The organism is Achromobacter sp. FW305-C-30-7 (assembly GCF_058783105.1).
Window position 1 is genome coordinate 1 of record NZ_JBYSYI010000024.1, and the last position, 769, is coordinate 769.

A 769-nucleotide genomic window follows, 5' to 3' on the forward strand; every position below is an offset into this window, starting at 1 on the left:
ACGTGGAGCCATCCTTGAAATACCACCCTGGTTTGTTTGCGGTTCTAACCTTGGTCCGTTATCCGGATCGGGGACAGTGCATGGTGGGCAGTTTGACTGGGGCGGTCTCCTCCCAAAGTGTAACGGAGGAGTTCGAAGGTACGCTAGGTACGGTCGGAAATCGTGCTGATAGTGCAATGGCATAAGCGTGCTTGACTGTGAGACTGACAAGTCGAACAGGTGCGAAAGCAGGACATAGTGATCCGGTGGTTCTGAATGGAAGGGCCATCGCTCAACGGATAAAAGGTACTCTGGGGATAACAGGCTGATACCGCCCAAGAGTTCATATCGACGGCGGTGTTTGGCACCTCGATGTCGGCTCATCTCATCCTGGGGCTGTAGCCGGTCCCAAGGGTATGGCTGTTCGCCATTTAAAGAGGTACGTGAGCTGGGTTTAAAACGTCGTGAGACAGTTTGGTCCCTATCTGCCGTGGGCGTTGGATACTTGACGGAGCCTGCTCCTAGTACGAGAGGACCGGAGTGGACGTACCTCTGGTGTACCGGTTGTCATGCCAATGGCATTGCCGGGTAGCTAAGTACGGAAGAGATAACCGCTGAAGGCATCTAAGCGGGAAACTCGTCTGAAGATAAGGTATCCCGGGGACTTGATCCCCCTGAAGGGTCGTTCGAGACCAGGACGTTGATAGGTCGGGTGTGGAAGCGCAGTAATGCGTTAAGCTAACCGATACTAATTGCCCGTGAGGCTTGATCCTATAACACTGATGGTTAT

The 769-nt window shown here is 53.3% G+C and carries 1 rRNA gene; it reads left to right on the forward strand.

The features are described from left to right. A 23S ribosomal RNA gene (locus AC3WOB_RS31625) occupies positions 1-752 on the forward strand; the annotation flags it as partial. Between the last annotated feature and the right edge of the window lie 17 nt (positions 753-769).